The organism is Mesorhizobium sp. M1006 (assembly GCF_040318825.1).
Classification (GTDB): domain Bacteria; phylum Pseudomonadota; class Alphaproteobacteria; order Rhizobiales; family Rhizobiaceae; genus Mesorhizobium.
Map to the genome: position 1 here is coordinate 31,023 of NZ_JAMYMZ010000014.1, position 16,793 is coordinate 47,815.

At 63.0% G+C, this 16,793-nt stretch carries 18 protein-coding genes; 4 read left to right on the plus strand and 14 right to left on the minus strand.

Annotated elements, in window-relative coordinates; translation table 11 throughout:
* Window positions 1–6 precede the first annotated feature (6 nt).
* The 3 genes from NKH60_RS15695 to NKH60_RS15705 form a co-directional block, all read right to left on the minus strand.
* Window positions 7–357, minus strand: coding sequence for an antitoxin Xre/MbcA/ParS toxin-binding domain-containing protein (locus tag NKH60_RS15695; RefSeq protein WP_502906612.1), 351 nt, complete (start codon window positions 355–357; stop codon window positions 7–9).
* Between the two features lie 96 nt (window positions 358–453).
* Window positions 454–1,695: a class I SAM-dependent RNA methyltransferase gene (locus NKH60_RS15700; protein ID WP_352540102.1), complete on the minus strand. Its 1,242-nt coding sequence runs from the start codon at window positions 1,693–1,695 to the stop codon at window positions 454–456.
* Complete coding sequence (locus NKH60_RS15705; protein ID WP_352470660.1) at window positions 1,692–2,471, minus strand: TlyA family RNA methyltransferase; 780 nt, start codon at window positions 2,469–2,471, stop codon at window positions 1,692–1,694. The genes NKH60_RS15700 and NKH60_RS15705 overlap by 4 nt, the downstream gene beginning before the upstream one ends.
* A 175-nt stretch (window positions 2,472–2,646) precedes the next feature.
* Between NKH60_RS15705 and NKH60_RS15710 the strand changes: the two genes are divergently transcribed.
* A complete protein-coding gene (locus NKH60_RS15710; protein ID WP_352449893.1) occupies window positions 2,647–3,048 on the plus strand; it encodes a GFA family protein in 402 nt (133 codons plus the stop codon).
* A 27-nt stretch (window positions 3,049–3,075) separates the two neighbouring features.
* Here the strand turns inward: NKH60_RS15710 and NKH60_RS15715 are convergent, their stop codons facing one another.
* The 7 genes from NKH60_RS15715 to NKH60_RS15745 all read right to left on the minus strand — a co-directional run bounded on the left by NKH60_RS15715 (window position 3,076) and on the right by NKH60_RS15745 (window position 8,853).
* Window positions 3,076–3,372, minus strand: coding sequence for a hypothetical protein (locus NKH60_RS15715; RefSeq protein WP_352612398.1), 297 nt, complete (start codon window positions 3,370–3,372; stop codon window positions 3,076–3,078).
* Window positions 3,373–3,583: 211 nt separating this feature from the next.
* Window positions 3,584–5,497, minus strand: a complete 1,914-nt coding sequence (gene dxs / locus NKH60_RS15720) for a 1-deoxy-D-xylulose-5-phosphate synthase (protein WP_352470661.1) — start codon at window positions 5,495–5,497, stop codon at window positions 3,584–3,586.
* Between the two features lie 81 nt (window positions 5,498–5,578).
* Window positions 5,579–6,499 carry a pirin family protein gene (locus tag NKH60_RS15725; protein ID WP_352540104.1) on the minus strand — a complete coding sequence of 307 codons (921 nt, stop codon included), beginning with the start codon at window positions 6,497–6,499 and terminating at the stop codon, window positions 5,579–5,581.
* A gap of 9 nt (window positions 6,500–6,508) precedes the next feature.
* The gene (locus tag NKH60_RS15730) at window positions 6,509–6,775 is read right to left on the minus strand and encodes a DUF2277 domain-containing protein (protein ID WP_023716908.1); all 267 of its coding nucleotides are present in this window, start codon (window positions 6,773–6,775) and stop codon (window positions 6,509–6,511) included.
* A gap of 109 nt (window positions 6,776–6,884) precedes the next feature.
* Window positions 6,885–7,136, minus strand: coding sequence for an exodeoxyribonuclease VII small subunit (locus NKH60_RS15735; protein ID WP_031211056.1), 252 nt, complete (start codon window positions 7,134–7,136; stop codon window positions 6,885–6,887).
* A 3-nt stretch (window positions 7,137–7,139) separates the two neighbouring features.
* Window positions 7,140–8,066 (minus strand): histone deacetylase family protein, encoded by a 927-nt coding sequence (locus tag NKH60_RS15740; RefSeq protein WP_352470663.1) that lies wholly within the window; start codon window positions 8,064–8,066, stop codon window positions 7,140–7,142.
* Between the two features lie 133 nt (window positions 8,067–8,199).
* Window positions 8,200–8,853, minus strand: coding sequence for a TetR/AcrR family transcriptional regulator (locus NKH60_RS15745; protein WP_352470664.1), 654 nt, complete (start codon window positions 8,851–8,853; stop codon window positions 8,200–8,202).
* Between the two features lie 118 nt (window positions 8,854–8,971).
* On the opposite strand from NKH60_RS15745, the gene NKH60_RS15750 reads away from it, so the two are divergent.
* Window positions 8,972–10,195: an MFS transporter gene (locus NKH60_RS15750; RefSeq protein WP_352470665.1), complete on the plus strand. Its 1,224-nt coding sequence runs from the start codon at window positions 8,972–8,974 to the stop codon at window positions 10,193–10,195.
* Between the two features lie 58 nt (window positions 10,196–10,253).
* On the opposite strand, the gene ribB is transcribed toward NKH60_RS15750, so the two are convergent.
* A complete protein-coding gene (gene ribB, locus NKH60_RS15755; RefSeq protein WP_352449900.1) occupies window positions 10,254–11,354 on the minus strand; it encodes a 3,4-dihydroxy-2-butanone-4-phosphate synthase in 1,101 nt (366 codons plus the stop codon).
* 136 nt (window positions 11,355–11,490) lie between these two features.
* Window positions 11,491–12,591: a chorismate synthase gene (aroC, locus tag NKH60_RS15760; RefSeq protein ID WP_352470666.1), complete on the minus strand. Its 1,101-nt coding sequence runs from the start codon at window positions 12,589–12,591 to the stop codon at window positions 11,491–11,493.
* 276 nt (window positions 12,592–12,867) lie between these two features.
* On the opposite strand from aroC, the gene NKH60_RS15765 reads away from it, so the two are divergent.
* Window positions 12,868–13,131 (plus strand): DUF1344 domain-containing protein, encoded by a 264-nt coding sequence (locus tag NKH60_RS15765; RefSeq protein WP_023716902.1) that lies wholly within the window; start codon window positions 12,868–12,870, stop codon window positions 13,129–13,131.
* A gap of 63 nt (window positions 13,132–13,194) precedes the next feature.
* On the opposite strand, the gene NKH60_RS15770 is transcribed toward NKH60_RS15765, so the two are convergent.
* Together NKH60_RS15770 and fabI are read right to left on the minus strand one after the other, a co-directional pair.
* On the minus strand, window positions 13,195–13,782 hold the full coding sequence (locus tag NKH60_RS15770) for a histidine phosphatase family protein (protein WP_352872662.1): 588 nt from the start codon (window positions 13,780–13,782) through the stop codon (window positions 13,195–13,197).
* 31 nt (window positions 13,783–13,813) lie between these two features.
* Window positions 13,814–14,635 carry an enoyl-ACP reductase FabI gene (gene fabI, locus NKH60_RS15775; RefSeq protein WP_352449903.1) on the minus strand — a complete coding sequence of 274 codons (822 nt, stop codon included), beginning with the start codon at window positions 14,633–14,635 and terminating at the stop codon, window positions 13,814–13,816.
* Between the two features lie 565 nt (window positions 14,636–15,200).
* On the opposite strand from fabI, the gene NKH60_RS15780 reads away from it, so the two are divergent.
* A complete protein-coding gene (locus tag NKH60_RS15780) occupies window positions 15,201–16,787 on the plus strand; it encodes an AfsR/SARP family transcriptional regulator (RefSeq protein WP_352612394.1) in 1,587 nt (528 codons plus the stop codon).
* Window positions 16,788–16,793 lie beyond the last annotated feature (6 nt).

A 16,793-nucleotide genomic window follows, 5' to 3' on the forward strand; every position in this document is an offset into this window, starting at 1 on the left:
CTGGTTTCAGGCATAGATGCCGGAGCGGACTGCCTCCAGATAGGCAAGCACCATGTCCGTCTTGCCTTCGCGAACCAGATCGTAGGCGGTCTTTCCGGCCCAACCGGGGATCGGCTGATGCTTGAACCAGATCGCCGCACGATGTTCATCACCGGCCATCTCGCCGGCCATCGCCAGGATACGGACGATGGGACTCAATGCGGCGTCGACCTTGCGCGCACCGGACTCGGCGGCAAGCGTGTTGCGCGCGAGACCGGTCAGCCCCGCCAGTTCTGTCGTATTGACCCCTAGCAGTTCAGCGACCCGCCTTGGCGAGAGAAACGGCGCCCGCTCCTCGCCGAAGCACGATGGCGAAATTTCGAAGGCTGCGGTGCTCGTGGCAATTCCCTAGCACGGTCTGAACGACGTGCGCTAAAAATGTGCTTTTTTGGTGCGCGTTTCAGGCCCTGGCTGCTAGCGTCTTCGTCTCGGCTTCTCCAACAGCGCCACGGCCTCGACATGCGGCGACCACAGGAACTGGTCGATCGGCGTCACGCTCTTCAGGGTATAGCCGCCGTCCATGAGGATGCGTAGGTCCCGCGCCAGCGTTACCGGATTGCAAGACACCGCAGCGACGAGCGGCACGTAGGAGCGCGCGATCTGCTTCGACTGGTCCTCGGCGCCGGCGCGAGGCGGGTCGAAGACAACGCCGTCAAAGGCATTCAACTCCTTGAATGTGAGCGGCCTCCGGAACAGGTCGCGACGTTCGCCGGTCACCCGCTTCAGGCCGCTGGCGAAACGGAATGCCCGGTCGAGCGCCGCGAGTGCTGCCGCATCGCCTTCCACCGCATGAACCTCCGATCTTGCGGCCAGGCGCAGCGCGAAGCTGCCGCAGCCGGCGAACAGATCGGCGACCTTTTTGGCGCGCGCGAAATGCTGGCCGACAATGTTGGCCATCGCCTGTTCGGCAGCCTCGGTCGCCTGCAGGAAAGCGCCCGGAGGCACTGCGACGGCGACGCCACCAAACAGGACGACCGGTTTGTTTGGTTCGATAATGATCTCGCCGTCGACCGACAGCCTGGCCAGCCCCTCGGCGATGACGAAGTTGGAAGCGACGCGGCGCTGGTTCTCGCCGAGCTTGCCGGAATCGTGAACCGCGACATCGAGGCCGGAACCGGTCACCGTCACCGCCATGTGGAACGATTTGGTCGTGGTGCAGATCAGTCCGGCAAGCATCCTCAAACGGTCGAGCGCAGCGACGATCTGCGGCGCCGAGATCGGGCATTCCTCGATCGAGATGATCTCGGATGACAGCGCGCGAACGAAGCCGAACTGCATTCCCGCCTCGCTCCGCCGGGCGGTGAAGACGACGCGGCGGCGCGTGTGCGGCGCGCACGGCACCAGCGCCCCGACATCGCAAGCGATGCCCTTGCTCTTCAGCGCATGCACGACCTTTTCGCGCTTCCACCGGTGATAGGCTTCAGTCTCGAGATGCTGGACGGCGCAGCCGCCGCATGCGCCGAAATGCCGGCACGGCGGATCGACCCGCAACGGCGAAGCCTCAACGACCGACATCAAGGTGGCGCGATCTTTCTCCCGCGCGGCGGTGACGACCTCTCCCGGCAGCGCGAACGGAATGAAAATCTCGCCGGTTTCCGTCTCGGCGATGCCGTCGCCCTGCGAGCCCAACCTTGCGATCGTGAAACGGGTGCTCATCGCTTCTGGGTCTCGACGTCCTTGATGCCGCCGAGCAGGAACTCGCGGTTGCCGTCGCCGCCCTCTATCGGTGACAGATGAAGCCCCAGCGAGCGCCAGCCGGGAATGGCATCGAGCCAGTCCTGCATCAGGCCGGCAATGCGCGCCGCATCATAGGGGTCCTTAAGCAGGCCGCCCTTGCCGATCGCCTCGCGGCCGGCCTCGAATTGCGGCTTGACCAGAAACACAGCTTTTGCGCCATTCCTGGCCAAGGCAAGCGCCGGCGGCAGCGCCAGTTTCAGCGATATGAAGCTGACATCCGAGACGATGAAATCCGGCACACGGCCGCCGAGATCGGCGGCCGATAGTTGGCGCGCATTCAGGCCTTCAATTACCGTCACGCGCGGATCGCCGGCAATGTCGGAGTGCATCTGGCCGTGCCCGACATCGATCGCGGTGACATGCGCCGCGCCGCGTTCGAGCAGCACCTGCGTAAAGCCCCCGGTCGAGGCGCCGACATCGAGCGCTTCGCTGCCGGTGGGGTCGAGGGCGAAATGCTCGAGACCAGCCTTCAGCTTCAGTGCGGCGCGCGACACGTAACCCTGCGCCGGATCGTCAACGACAATGTTGCACTCAGGCAGAACGGCCTGGCCCGGCTTGAGGGCGACGATGCCATCGACCGTCACGGTGCCGCGCTCGACCGCGTCGCGGGCACGCGAGCGGCTGGCAAACAGACCGCGCTGGACGAGCAATTCGTCGAGCCGCTGGCGTATGCTGGCTGGCGGAAGGGAAGTCATCGGCCTTCATGGCGAATGCCAACGATGATGGCAAGGATATTGGCGATGAGACAATGCATAGTTGGCAACGGGTGAACGCATCAAGCCACTCCGCTGTTTGTCGAACCTCGCACGAGATCCGACGCAATGCTAAGAAAGAGATGCCGTTTAGCCGTCGAAACGTGGAGGAGGAAACATGCTGACGGGAACCTGCCACTGCGGCGCAGCCCACTGGACCCTGGAGGGCGATCCCGGTTCGATCACTGCCTGCAATTGCACACTTTGCCGTCGCTACGGCACGCTCTGGGCTTATGACCATGTCGACGAACGCATCCGCCTTGCCGGGCCCGTAAGCGCCTATCGGCGCGTCGGAAAGGCTCATCCTTCGCTTGAGATTCTCTTCTGCCCAACCTGCGCTTGCGTCCTGGCCTGGCGCGGTTTGCATCCCGATGCGGCTGGGCGCTACCGCATCGCCGTCAATGTGAGGCTTGCGCCGCCCGAGGCCGTCGCCGATCTCCCGATCGACCATTTCGATGGTCTCGATGCATTCGAGGATTTGCCGAGAGATGGTCGCTGTGTGCGGGATATGTGGTTCTAGTTTCTAGAGTCTCTTCGGGATCATGCTTTAGAATATGGTCCGCGAAACCCGCCGTTCGACGGCCGGCGTCAGACCGTCGCTGCTGTCGCCGAACACCTGCGGGCGCGGCCGGTCAACGGAAATTGACGCCTTCGGTGAGGTATCTGGCATGACGACAAATTGCGGCGCCTGCTTGTTGTAGGAAAAGCCGCCACGGATCTCGCCGATCTTGCCGGCGACGATGCCCATCACCGCCTCTTCGAGTTTGCGGTCGTAGCGCGTTTCGGCCCCGGCCGACGCGGCGAAGATGGCCGCAAGCGCGATGCCGCCCAAAAGCGATCTCATTGGTCTTCTTTCCCCTGCCTGGTTGCCTTCTAGCAGGGCAGCGTTGAAGAACGGCCAAAGGACACGGTAAGCAAATCGCCAAACGGCAGCGTAAACAGCAGGTTACGACTGTTCGCCGGCAATTTGATTCAGGCAGTTGAGATATTGATTCAGGCTAGCATCTTGCAGCCAAGTTGAATCGCTTCGGCGTCGCCGGAAATGCGTCTAAAAACTAGGCGCGCTGGGCCTGCGCGGTATGCCCCAGCGCCACGAACACGGTGCGCACGATGCCGGCGCTGTCCAGCCCGGCATCGGCATACATCTTTTCCGGCTTGGCATGGTCGACAAATGTGTCGGGCAGCACCAGCGGGCGCACCTTCAAGCCGCTCTCCAGCAGCCCTTCATGGGCCAGGAACTGCAGCACATGGCTGGCGAAGCCGCCGACCGCGCCCTCTTCCACCGTCACCAGCACCTCGTGTGAACGGGCCAGCCGCCGGATCAGGTCCTCGTCGAGCGGCTTGGCAAAACGGGCATCGGCGACCGTGGTCGAAAGCCCGGCCGCGCCAAGCTCCTCGGCCGCGGCCAGGCAATCCTGCAGCCTGGTGCCGAAGGAAAGCAGCGCAACCTTGGTGCCCTCCCTGACGATCCGGCCCTTGCCGATCTCCAATACCGAGCCGCGTTGCGGCATCTCGACACCAACGCCGTTGCCGCGCGGGTAGCGGAAGGCGATCGGGCCGTCATCGTAGCTTGCAGCGGTGCGTACCATATGGCGCAGCTCGGCCTCATCGGCCGCGGCCATGACGACGAAACCGGGCAGCGTCGCCAGGAAGGTCGTGTCGAAGGCGCCGCAATGGGTGGCACCATCGGCGCCGACGAAGCCGGCGCGATCGATCGGAAAGCGCACCGGCAATTTCTGGATCGCCACGTCGTGGACGACCTGGTCGTAGGCGCGCTGCAGAAAGGTCGAGTAGATCGCCGCGAAAGGCTTGAAGCCTTCCGTGGCAAGACCGGCGGCGAAGGTCACCGCATGTTGCTCGGCGATGCCGACATCGAAGGTCCTCGCCGGAAACGCTTCGCCGAACAGGTCAAGCCCGGTGCCGTTCGGCATGGCGGCGGTGATGGCGACGATGCGGTCGTCCTCTCGGGCCTCCTGGATCAGGCTTTCGGCAAACACCTTGGTGTAGCTCGGCGCATTGGCGGGCGCCTTGGTCTGGGCGCCGGTGATGACGTCGAATTTGTTGACGCCATGATATTTGTCGGCCGCTGCCTCGGCCGGGGCGTAGCCCTTGCCTTTCTGGGTCACGACGTGGATCAGCACCGGGCCGTCGGCATTGTCGCGGACGTTCTTCAGCACCGGGATCAGGTGCTCGAGGTTGTGACCGTCGATCGGGCCGATGTGGTAGAACCCCATTTCCTCGAACAACGTGCCGCCGGTGACGTAACCGCGCGCATGCTCGACCGCTCGCTTGATGGCGCGATCGGCGCGCTCGCCGAGATACGACGTCAGCTTCTTGCCGAAATCGCGCAAGCCCAGATAGGTCTTGCCCGACGCCAGACGGGCCAGATAGGCGCTCATTGCGCCGGTCGGCGGAGCGATCGACATATCGTTGTCGTTCAAGATGACGATCAGCCGGGCATCGAGTGCGCCGGCATTGTTCATCGCCTCATAGGCCATGCCGGCCGACATGGCGCCGTCGCCGATGACGGCAATGACATTGTTGCGGCCATCGGACAGATCGCGCGCCATCGCCATGCCGAGGCCGGCTGAAATCGAGGTCGAGGAGTGGGCTGCGCCGAACGGATCGTATTCGCTCTCGACGCGACGGGTGAAGCCGGACAGGCCGCCCTCCTGGCGCAGCGTGCGGATGCGGTCGCGGCGGCCGGTCAGGATCTTGTGCGGATAGGCCTGGTGGCCGACGTCCCAGATCAGCCGGTCGTCCGGCGTGTTGAAGACGTAGTGCAGCGCGACGGTCAACTCGACCACGCCAAGGCCGGCGCCGAGATGGCCGCCGGTGTGGGAAACGACGTCGATCAGTTCGGCGCGAAGCTCTGACGCAAGCTGCGGCAGGTCGCCTTCGGCAAGCGTGCGCAAATCGGCTGGGACGCGGACCTTGTCGAGAAGCGGCGTATCGGGCTTTGCGTTCACTGTTTGCGAGCCTGGTCAGATTTTCTGTTCATCGTGAAATATGCCGCTGGCCGGCGAATGTAAATGTGGCGGTAACGCGCATCAGCTTTCGGGCAGCGGGATGAACTCTTGCTCGTCTCCAGGAACGATATCGAAGCGGCCTGTCTTCCATTCTTCTTTCGCCTGCTCGATGCGTTCCTTTGAGGACGATACGAAATTCCACCAGATATAGCGTTTCGAACCGAGCGAGGCGCCGCCAAACAGCATGAAATGGGCGCCGCGTTCCGATGAGACAACGATTTCGTCGCCGGGCCGGAAGACCAGCAGCCGCTCGGCCGGAAAGCGGTCACCGGATATCGAAACCTCGCCTTCCAGCGTATAGATGGCGCGCTCCTCGGCATCGGCCGGGATTTTCACGCTGGCACCCGGCGCCAGCCTGAGATCGGCATAAAGCGTGTCCGAAGCGGTGGCGACCGGGGAGCGCAGTCCGGAAAACGCACCGATGATCACACGGCCGCTGACCCCCTCGGCCTCGACTTCGGGCAGGCGCAGGGCTGCGGTGTTCTCGAAGACCGGCGCGACCTCCTCCTTGCCGTCCGGCAGCGCCAGCCATGTCTGCAGGCCGGAAACCGACATCGGCGCGCCGCGCAGTTCTTCCGGCGTGCGCTCCGAATGGACGATGCCACGGCCGGCGGTCATCAAATTCACGTCCCCGGGCTGGATTACCATCTCGGTGCCGAGCGAATCGCGGTGCCTGATCTTGCCGTCGAACAGGTAAGTCACCGTAGACAGGCCGATATGTGGGTGCGGACGCACGTCGAGCGCCTGGCCCGCTCGCAGAACGGCTGGACCCATGCGGTCGAAGAAGATGAAGGGTCCGACCAGCCGGCGCCTGGCCGTCGGCAAGGCGCGGCGAACCTGAAATCCGCCAATATCCTTGGCATTCGGAATGACCATCAGCTCGATCTGATCGCTGGCGAAGGCATCGCCCATCTGCGGATCGTTTCCGGGAAAGAAGCTCACGCGGTCCCCTCAGGCGAAGCGAAGTGCGGATTTGGCCTTCGCCTTGGCCGCCACCTCTTCGCGATTGCGCGGATGCTGCGTCGTCTCGAGGCTGTCGAGCAATTCGCGCGCCGAGGCGGCAATGGCCTCGACGGCATGGTCGAACGCATGCTGGTTCTGTTTCGACGGCCGCGTCGTTCCGCTCAGCTTGCGGACAAACTGAAGTGCGGCATCGCGGACCTCGTCATTGGTTGCCGGCGGATCGAAATTGAACAGGGTCTTGATGTTTCTGCACATCCTTCGCAATCTCCTCTCGTCCTGGAGCCGTTTCAAACGGGATGAGTTTTACCCTCAATCGTGATGATGTCCAAAGCCGGTAAGCAAAATTGTCGTTCGACGCCGCGCCTCAATCCGCGTCCAACGGCTCTGTCCCCACCGGCTTGCCGTCACGCGACAGCCTGATTTTCTCGACCTTGTCCTCGGCCGCCTTCAGCAGCCGGTCGCAATGCGCCTTCAGCGCCTCGCCGCGCTCGTAGATGCGGATCGACTGGTCGAGCGGAACGTCGCCGCGCTCCAGATCGTCGACGATCCTCTCCAGCGCCTCGAGCGCCTGCTCGAAGCTCATCGCCTTGACGTCCTCGTTGGTCTCACCAGCCATCATCTATCCCTTCATCAGCCGCCCAACATGGGCGGCGACTGAAAATGCCAATCCCTGCAGATCGTAGCCGCCCTCGAGCACGCTGACGAGCCGGTTGCGGCTATGGCGCCCGGCTCGTTCGAGCAACTGGCCGGTCGCCCAGTCGAAATCATCCTCAGTCAGGTTGATCTCGGCCAGCGGATCGCGGTGGTGGGCATCGAAACCGGCGGAGATGATGATGAGATCGGGCGCAAAATTGTCGAGCGCCGGCAGGATGCGTGACAGAAAGGCGTCGCGAAAACTATCGCTGCCGCTCTGCGGCGCCAGCGGCGCGTTGACGATGTTGCCGGCGCCGGTTTCGCTCACAGCCCCGGTTCCCGGGTAAAGCGGCATCTGGTGTGTCGAGCAATAGAGCACCGATGGATCGTCCCAGAAAATGTCCTGCGTGCCGTTGCCGTGATGTACATCCCAGTCGACGACGGCGACACGGTCGGCGCCATGGTTCTTCTGCGCGTAGCGTGCCGCGATCGCGGCGGTGTTGAACAGGCAAAAACCCATGGAGGTGGTCTTTTCGGCATGATGGCCGGGCGGCCGTGCGGCGACGAAGACGTTTTCGGCACGGCCGGTGAAGACGTCGTCGACCGCGGCGTTGGCTGCGCCGATCGCGGTCACGGCCGCCTGCCAGCTCTTCGGGCTGGCGGTGGTGTCGGCATCGATACGGGCGATGCCGGTGTCCGGTATCGCTGCACGGACCCGTTTGACGAATTCGGGCGGATGTGCGTAGAGGATGGTTGCCTCGTTGCCTTCCGGCGCCTGGACGCGATCGAGCGCCGCGAACGCCTCGTCGTCAAGCACACGCTCTATGGCGCGCAAACGGTCCGGCCGCTCCGGATGACCGGGCGGTGTTATGTGCTCGAGGAAAATCGGGTGGGTATAAAGTCGCGTGACCATGCCCCGATATAGGCGCGCCTCGCCGCTTTGGCCATGTTTTCGCGCGCTGGTGAGGCGATGTTCAACAGGGTTTAGGCAACCGGCGTCGGCTGAGCCCACCGCGAGCCGCCTGGGATCGGCGAAAAGAATGACCTCAGGCCGGTGATCGGTCAATCTGGGGCTGCTTCGCTGACGATCGATCAGGCTTAGGCAGCTTGCCGGTGCGATTGAGCAGCCCTTCCAGAAGAACCTTGAACGCCTTCACTGCCTTCTTCGACGTCGCTTCGGGATCGTTCGAATTTGCGATCCACTGCGCCCCATGCAACGAAGCGCCGCTGACCAGCCTTGCCGCGGCTTCGGGATCGACGGCGAGAATTGTCCCCTCGTCGCTCAGTCTTTGCAGGCTCTCCGTCATCGAGCGGATGCATGTGCTCTGGCTTGGCCATTGCGATGGATCGCCGAGCACCGCCGGCCCGTCACGAAGCACGATACGCTGGATCTCCGGCTCCAGCGCCATCTCGATATAGGCGGTGCATTCGTCGACAAAGCCCTGCCAGAGATTGCCCGGCTTGGCCGAAACGACCTTCAGCCGGGCTGCCATTTCGGCGTCGATCTCGGCGATAACCGCCTGGAGTAGGCCCTTCTTGTCGCCGAAGTGATGATAGAGCGCACCGCGCGTCAGCCCGGCCGATGCCGTGAAGTCATCCATCGAGGCTTCGGCATAGCCGAGCGTGCCGAAGGCCTGGCGCGCCGCTCCGATCAGCTTGGCGCGGGTTTCGGCAATCATCTCCTTGCGTGGTCTATGCATGCTCTGGCCCTATTACCATACGTCTCGTATGCCAATTGACATACGCCGCGTATGATCTATTTAAACTCATACGCTACGTATGTAATCGCCGAACCGGCCGTTGTCGAGGAGCCAGACCATGCAAAATCCCTATTCCCAGATCTTTCGCGCGTCGGGCGCCAAGGGCTTTGCCGCCGCCGGCTTCGTTGCCCGGCTGCCGATGGCCATGGCTCCGATCGGGATCGTCGCGATGCTGTCGCAGACCGATGGCGAATACTGGCTGGCCGGTGCCGTCTCCGCGACATATGCGCTGGCCAACGCTTTTGTCGCCCCGCAGGTATCGCGACTGGTGGACCGCCTCGGCCAGACGCGGATTGTGGTGCCGACCACCATGATTTCCACGCTCGCTTTTGCGATCCTGATTGCAGCGGCCAATCAGCATTGGCCGATATGGACGCTATTCGTCTCGGCGCTGCTCGCCGCCATCATGCCCAGCATACCGGCAATGGTGCGCGCACGCTGGACCGAGATTTTTCGCAACCGCCCCGAGTTGAACACGGCGTTCGCCTTCGAGTCGGCGGCGGACGAACTGGTGTACATCGCCGGCGCATCGCTGTCGGTAGGGCTGAGCGTCGCGCTTTTCCCGGAAGCGGGAGTGCTCGCGAGCACATTGTTCCTCGCCTTCGGTTCGACGGCCTTCATCCTGCAGCGTTCGACCGAACCGCGAGCCCGACCGGTGGAACACGGTTCGGGCGGCTCGGCAATCCGGCTGCGGCCGGTCCAGATCATCACCTTGGCCCTGATCTTCATCGGCGCGACCTTCGCCACCACGGAGGTGAGCACCGTGGCGATCACGAAGGAGCTTGCCCAGCCGGGCGCCGCCAGCTTCGTCATCGGCGTCTACGCGCTCGGATCGTTCGTCGTCGGCATCATCATCGGCGCCCTGAACCTGAAAGTGCCGCTGCAGATTCAGCTTGCCATCGCAATCGCCATCATTGCGCTTACCTCGCTGCCGCTGCTCGTCGCCGACACCGTGCCGCTGCTGGCACTGGCCGTCTTCGTCAGCGGCGTGGCAATCTCGCCGACCTTCATCACGGCATTTGGCCTGATCGAACGGCGCGTGCCCGAGGCGGTGCTGACCGAGGGCGTGACCTGGGTGATGACCGGCATCGGCATCGGCATGGCGCTCGGCTCGTTCGCCGCCGGCTGGGTAGTGGACGCTTTCGGCGCGCAGAACGGGTTCTGGGTATCGGTGGCATCGGGCACAATCGCGCTGGTCATCGTGCTCGCCGGCCAGCGCAGCCTTGCCGCGCCGAACTGCGACATGCCTGCATGCGACGCAGCCGCGGTCGCTGCGGAATAGTTTCCGGTGCGTTCGGCCCGAGCCGGGGCCGGACGCATACCAGCACCGTGAGAATGGCCTAAAGAATCTCGGTCTTGGCGATGTGGATGCCAAAACCTTCGAGGCCGACATAATGGCGCTCGCGCGAGGCGATCAGATTGATCGAGGAAATGCCGAGATCCTTGAGGATTTGCGCGCCGAGGCCGATCTCGCGCCATTCGTTTTCGCGGCGACGAGCCTCTTCATGGTCCTCGCGGTCGCCGGCAGCCGGCCGCTTGCGCTCCTGATGGGCGACGCCGACCGAGCCTTCGCGCAGATAGACGATGACGCCGCGTTGGCGCTCGCCCATTGCCTTCATGATGGCGTCCAGCCTGTGGCTGGTGCCGAAGACGTCGCTGACCACGTCCTCGGAATGAAGGCGCACCGGCACCTCGACGCCGTCGCGGATATCGCCGAAGACGACCGCCACGTGATGCATGGAGTCCCAGGGCAGCGTGTAGGTGAAGACCTGCGCCTTGCCGCCCGGCGTCTCGATGTCGGAACAGGCGACGCGCTCGACCAGCGTTTCCTTGCGTTGCCGGTAGCCGATAAGGTCGGCAACCGAGATCTGCTTCAACCCGTGCTTTTCGGCGAAGGCCTGCACCTGCGGGCCACGCATAACGGTGCCGTCATCATTGACCAGCTCGGAAATGACGCCGACCGGCGGCAGGCCGGCGAGCTTGCAGAGGTCGACAGCGGCTTCGGTATGGCCCGAACGCATCAGCACGCCGCCTTCGCGCGCGATCAGCGGAAAGATGTGGCCGGGGCGCACGAAATCGGACGCGCCGACATTGCCGTTGGCGAGATTGCGCACCGTCAGCGTCCGGTCGTCCGCCGAAATGCCGGTCGTGGTGCCGTGCTTGAAGTCGACGCTGACGGTAAAGGCGGTGGTGTGGGCGGAATCATTGTCAGCCACCATCGGCGACAGGTTGAGCCGCTTTGCTTCCTCGCGCGGCATCGGCGTGCAGACGATGCCCGACGTGTTGCGGACGATGAACGCCATCTTTTCCGGCGTGCAATGGACGGCGGCGACGATCAGGTCACCCTCGTTCTCGCGGCCGTCATCGTCCATAACGACGACGATCTCGCCGCGCTCGAAGGCGCGCAGGGCTTCGACGATTTTCTTCTGGTCGTAAGGCATGGGTGCTCGCTTCGCTCGCGGGAACAGGGGAGTAAGGGAGTAGGGCAGTACGGGAGTAGGGAAAAGGAAAAAATGCTGTCGTGGGAGCTGCGTAACCTACTCCCCTACTCCCCTACTCCCCTACTCCCCTACTCCCCTACTCCCTTCCCGTTTGTCCCCGATGACGCAGATAATGATCGGCAATGGCGCAGGCAACCATCGCCTCGCCGATCGGTACGGCGCGGATGCCGACGCATGGATCGTGCCGGCCCTTGGTCATGATCTCGACGTCGTTACCGTCCTTGTCGATCGACTTTCGCGGCGTCAGGATCGACGAGGTCGGCTTGACGGCGAAACGCGCGACGATCGCCTGGCCGGTCGAGATGCCGCCGAGGATGCCGCCGGCATTGTTGGACAGGAAGACCGGCTTGCCGTCATTGCCCATGCGCATCTCATCGGCATTCTCCTCGCCGGTGATGCGGGCGGCCTCGAAACCGTTGCCGATCTCGACGCCCTTGACGGCGTTGATCGACATCAGGCCGGCGGCGATGTCCTGGTCGAGCTTGGCATAGATCGGCGCGCCAAGCCCCGCCGGAACGCCGTCGGCGACGATCTCGATGACCGCACCGACCGAGGAGCCCGCCTTGCGGATGCCGTCCAGATATTTCGTGAAGACGGCGACGGACGCCGGATCAGGCGTGAAGAACGGGTTTTCGGCGTCGCCGACGAAATTCCAGTTCCAATTGGCGCGATCGATCGATTTATCGCCCATCGACACCAGCGCGCCGCGCACCACCATGCCGGGCACGACCTTGCGGGCAAGCGCCCCGGCCGCCACCCGCGCCGCCGTCTCACGCGCCGAGGAGCGACCGCCGCCGCGGTAATCGCGCAGGCCGTATTTGACCTCGTAAGTGTAATCGGCATGGCCCGGCCGGAACTGGCGGGCGATGTCGCCATAGTCCTTGGAGCGCTGGTCGACGTTCTCGATCAGCATCGACACCGGCGTGCCGGTGGTGACCATCGTCTCACCGTCCTCATCGAGGATGAAGCCGGACAGGACCTTGACCTCGTCAGGTTCGCGACGCTGCGTTACAAAACGTGACTGGCCGGGGCGGCGCTTGTCGAGTTCGGCCTGGATCTCGTCGCGAGTGAAGCGGATGCCTGGCGGACAGCCGTCGACGACGCAGCCCAGCGCCGGCCCATGGCTTTCGCCCCAGGTGGTGACGCGGAAAAGATGGCCGAACGTGTTGTGCGACATGGAACCAGCCCTGCCGGCGTCGGAGCCGGCCTAGCGCATGACCCCGAAAATCGGAGCGATTTTCGGAAAGGATCATGCACAAAATCAAAAGTGCTACAGCGTCCCCTTGCGCGTCCAGGAGGACGCGCGGCGCTGTCGCCTGCCTTCTATTGGCGTTTTCCACAGTGGTCAAACTGTGATCCCGCGGATTTAGTTTTGACACATTCGATTGGTTTCTGCTCAGTTCCGTTCCGTTGGACGGAGCCGCTGTACCGGCAATGATTAAAGAGGACGATGATGCGTATCCTGATTGGCGCTGTTGCCGCCACGCTGTTGATTTCCACCGCCGCCTTCGCCGGCCAGACCGAGGGCCTGATCAAGAAGGTCGACAAGGATGCGCTGACGCTGACGCTGGACGACGGCAAGTCCTACAAGCTGAACGCCGAAACCGACCTCGATGCGCTGAAGCCAGGCATGGACATCGTCCTCGCCTACGACGTGACGAATGGCGAGAACGTCGTCACCGACATGGAACTGCCGGACACCGGATCGACCGAGTAGGACGCGTCGATATTCAGCTGATGCCGGCCCGACCTGATCTCAACATACGCTAGGTCATCGGTCTCAGAGCCACTCCAGGCGCCGGCCGTCCAGTCTGAGCACGCGATCCTGCGGCACTTCCATGCTGACCGCATCTTGTTCGGACATCCCCAGTACCAAGCGGAACATTACGCGCATGATGCCACCATGGGTCACGCAGACCGTCTGGCGATCGAGCGCGTCGAACCACGGCTTCACCCGTTCGAGCAGCATCGGGTAGCTTTCGGCGCCCTCGCCGGGCGGCTGGAAATTCCATTTATCGAGGCGGCGGCGCCTGGTCGAACCGGGATTGTTCGCCTCGAGTTCGGCAAAGGTGAAACCCTGCCAGTCGCCAAAGCTCAATTCCACGAGCAGCGGCTCGGTACGATAGGCGTACGGATCGAGCTTCATCGCCGCGCGCAGGCGCTCCATCGTCTCGCGCGTGCGCCGCATCGGGCTGGCGACAAAATCGAAATCTTCGGGCTTGTCGATGAGTTCGGCCAGCCTGCGCCCGTTGCGGCTAGCCTGCTCGCGGCCGAGCTCGTTGAGGTCGGTATCGGCCTGCCCCTGCAGCCGGGCCTCGGCGTTCCACGCCGTCTGGCCGTGGCGCACGATATAGACGAGCGGGTACATCAGGTCTTCCGGAAGAGGTCAGGCGGTGGCGTCAGTCCTTGACCGTCGAAATATCCGGCGCGTCGACCGCCTTCATGCCGACGACATGATAGCCGGAATCGACATGATGGATCTCGCCGGTGACGCCGCGCGAAAGGTCGGACAGGAAATAGACGCCGGAATCGCCGACCTCCTCCTGCGTGACCGTCTGCTTCAACGGCGAATTGTATTCGTTCCATTTCAGGATATAGCGGAAATCGCCGATGCCGGATGCGGCAAGCGTCTTGATTGGGCCGGCGGAGATCGCGTTGACACGGATCTTCTTGGCGCCGAGGTCGACGGCCAGATAGCGCACGCTGGCTTCGAGTGCCGCCTTGGCGACACCCATGACGTTATAGTGCGGCATCACCTTTTCCGCACCGTAATAGGTCAGCGTGAGCAGCGAGCCGCCGTCGGTCATCAGCGCCTCGGCACGTTTGGCGATGGTGGTGAAGGAATAGACCGAAATATCCATGGTGCGCAGGAAATTGTCGCGCGTCGTCTCGACATAGCGGCCGGTCAGTTCGTCCTTGTCGGAAAAGGCGATGGCGTGGACGAGGAAATCGAGCTTGCCACCCCAGTGCTTGCTGACATTTTCGAACACCGCATCGAGGCTGGCCGGGTCGGTCACGTCGCAATGGCCGGCGACATGCGCGCCCAGTTCCGCCGCGAGCGGCTCGACGCGTTTCTTGAACGCCTCGCCCTGATAGGTCAGCGCGATCTCGGCGCCATGGTCGACACAGGCCTTGGCGATGCCGTAAGCGATCGAGCGATTGTTGGCGATGCCAAGGATAAGGCCGCGCTTGCCGGCCATAAGGCCCCGTCCACCCGCCATGTCAGCGCTCTCCGAAAGGTTCTCTGCTTTGTGGAGTGCCTATCGCACAGCCACAGTGCCCCTTCAAGCGTTCAAAGCGGACAGTTCGGGGGACAAAAGCGTTTGCTCAACAGCGCCGCGCGTCCTTTGGACGTGCAAAGGACGCTGTAGCGCTTTGACCTTGCAGTCATGGGCCGGTGGGAAAATCCGACACCTAGTGTCCGTGTGGCACGGCGGAAGAGGACCCTTTGGCGGAAGTTCGTTGGCCCGTGGCCGAAGCACGCTCATGACCCCAAGCCGACAATGGGACCGCTTACATCGAACGACCGCTTGATGTCGCTACCGAGTCCTTCCGTCACAGCAGAAATCCCGTCTCGAATCCTTTGCCACGTGTAGGTTTGACCTCACGGAAGCCGAGAATTACAGATAGACTTATATTAGCAGATGCTATATTAGGGTGCGGGGACGCGAGGGGCCGCTAGTGTACTCGGATTGCCGTCCTTTCCTTAGATTGATTGGGCCATTCGCGATTGAGAGCGCGGATGGCGCGGACGTCACGCCGCATGGCAGACGGTCTAAAGCGCTCTTGGCCATGCTCGCCCTGGCACCCAACGGTACGCGGAGCCGAAAATGGCTGCAAAGCAAGCTCTGGAGCACTCGCGGCGAGGAGCAGGGTGCAGCGAGCTTGCGGCAGGAGCTGTCCGAGGTTCGGAAGTCGCTCCGCCGCGCCGGCATTGATCTAATCTCGACCGATCGTGATGTGGTTCGACTCGACGTCGCTTCGATCGGCATCGATTTGAACGATCCACCCGAAGGCTCTGCCACGCGTGATCTGCTTGAGGGCCTCGATATTCGCGATCCAGAGTTCGAGGATTGGCTTCGTGAGCAAAGAAGCCAATGGCCCCGGCCTCGCACAGTGCCAGCAAACGTCTTTCCTGTTGCCGCGGCAGATCAGTTGTCCGGACAGCGAAGCGCCTCACTTCTGAATTCGTCGCGGCTATGCTTGGGCCTGGTTCGCGATGCCAGGTGGACGGAGGGCTCCGCTAACAGGGCCGTCAGCGACCTTGTCCTGGATCTGGTGGTTCGATCGATCCTGAATTTCGAAGTGGTCGACGTCGTGGATTTTCAAGCGCAGGGACCGCTGACCCAAGCGCCTGACACTGCGCTACCAGACTGGCTGTTGCAAACCAGGGCAACGGTGGTGGGCGACAGAGTGGGCCTGACATTTGCATTAATTGCGCCCGGTGACAGCCGGCTCTTGTGGTCGCATACGGATTTTCTCGAGCCGGCCGACCTGACTGGCCCGGCGAGCCTGAAGCTGATGTCGTTGGTCAATCAGATCGTGTTTTCGATCCTCGAATTCGTTCTCGATCCTAAGTCCATCCGCGACGAGCCCCGACACCGGGCGTCTCGGCTTGCATTGACAGCGCTGCGACAGGTATTCCGCATGCGCGATACGGACCTGGATTCGGCGGAGCGCATGCTCGCCGAAGCATATGAGCTCGACCCGCGTAGCACGTATCTGGCGTGGCAGCTGTTTGTGTTTGTCACCCGCTTTGGCGAGAGACGGGTCGGCCGCTCGGGCACCTTTCACGATCAGGTTCGGGAATGCGCCAGTCGCGCCGTCGAAGTGGCCCCCTTCAATCCTATCACCCTGGCGTTGGCCGCTCATGCCCATTCGTTCGTCTTTCGTGAATACGCACAGGCACTGGAACTCGCCGATCGAGCGATAGCCGCTAACCCGCTACAAGCCATTTGCTGGGACATGCGTGCCTTGACGCTCGGCTATCTCGGCGAAGTGAAGCGTGGCTATGAGGATGCGATGCGCGCACGTGCACTGGGCGGGCCTCCCCTGTATCGTTACTGCATCGATACCACGTGCTGCATCTTGGCAACTCTGAACGGGCGCTTCGAGGAGGGGATACGTCACGGCGAGCGTGTCCTTGCGCAGCAACCCACATACCTACCCGCTTTGAGATACTCGGCTGCCTGCCACGGGCATTTGGGGCATACTGTGGAGGCAGTTCGAACTATCGAACGCTTGCGCGCCTGGGAGCCGGATTTCTCGCTCGAGCTGCTTTCGGAGGAGAATTATCCAATTGCAGGCGTACTCGGAGTTTCGGTTATCAAGAGCGGGTTGTCGCGGATAACGCTGCCAAGGTACGCACCCTAGCGCTGC